Origin of the sequence: Streptomyces sp. NPDC048462 (assembly GCF_043200175.1) — a bacterium.
In the GTDB taxonomy this organism is placed as follows: Bacteria; Actinomycetota; Actinomycetes; order Streptomycetales; family Streptomycetaceae; genus Streptomyces.
In genome coordinates this window covers 1-1,267 of the sequence record NZ_JBICXG010000074.1, presented here as the reverse complement: position 1 = coordinate 1,267, position 1,267 = coordinate 1, and the positions used below count along the sequence as shown (strand labels likewise).

Genomic DNA, 1,267 nt, shown 5'->3' with positions numbered 1-1,267 from the left:
GTCATCGCCTTGGTGGAGGAGATGGCCGGGGTATTGTCACCGAACACTTCACGAATAGCGCCCAGCTCTTTCACATCGCCTACCGGCGTAGAGGTGCCGTGCACGTTGATGTAGTCGATCGGCGCATCCAGATCCTGCATCGCCATTTTCATGCAGCGCACTGCGCCTTCGCCCGAAGGGGCAACCATGTCGGCACCGTCGGAAGTCGCGCCGTAGCCAACGATTTCTGCATAGATGTGCGCACCGCGCGCCAGCGCGTGCTCCAGTTCTTCAACCACCACCATGCCGCCGCCGCCGGCGATGACGAAACCGTCACGATCGGCGTCGTAGGTGCGGGAGGCTTTTTCCGGCGTGTCGTTGTACTTGGTGGACAGCGCGCCCATCGCGTCGAACTCGCAGGCCATTTCCCAGCACAGCTCTTCACCGCCGCCGGCGAACACGATGTCCTGTTTGCCCAACTGAATTTGCTCAACCGCGTTGCCGATGCAGTGCGCGGAGGTCGCGCAAGCGGAGCTGATGGAGTAGTTCACGCCATGGATTTTGAACGGCGTTGCCAGGCAGGCGGAAACGCCGGAAGCCATGGCTTTGGTCACCACGTACGGGCCAACCGCTTTCAGGCCGCGCGGGCTGCGCATCGCATCGGCGCCGAACACCTGGAAGCGCGGAGAACCGCCGCCGGAACCGGCAATCAGGCCTACACGCGGATTGTTTTGATACTCTTCTTCCTTCAGGCCGGAAGATGCGATCGCTTCTTGCATCGCCAGGAAGGCATAAATGGAAGCATCGCTCATGAAACGCACTGCCTTGCGGTCGATCAGGCCGGTCGTGTCGAGCTTAACTTGCCCCCATACGTGACTACGCATGCCGGAATCTTTCAGCTCCTGGGAGAAAGTGATCCCAGAACGTCCTTCCTGCAGGCTTGCCAGGACCTCCTGCTGGTTATTACCAATGCTGGAGACAACTCCCAGGCCAGTAATCACTGCACGTTTCATTCAATACCTCTTCCACTATTTACCTACGGGATTTTGCATCGCACTTTAGCGTACAGATGTAAGCCGAACAAGTCCGATCAGCGTTTTTCAGCTTTATTGTTGTCCAGTTTGCGCCGGGGCGCCAGCGCCGTTAGAATTCGCGGCATCCCTTGAATTTCGAGCCATTGACCGTGAATCACGCCCCCATCCAAACCGCAACGCTAACCTGGAACGAACAGGGTACACCTGTTTCGAAACAGTTTGATGACGTCTATTTTTCCAATCAGGATGGGCTG

General features: G+C 57.8%; 1 protein-coding gene. It reads right to left on the bottom strand.

The window, feature by feature from the left end; genetic code table 11:
- The coding region (gene fabB / locus ACGFU6_RS39290; RefSeq protein WP_393617412.1) for a beta-ketoacyl-ACP synthase I at positions 1 to 992 on the bottom strand (992 nt) is incomplete at its 3' end.
- Positions 993 to 1,267 lie beyond the last annotated feature (275 nt).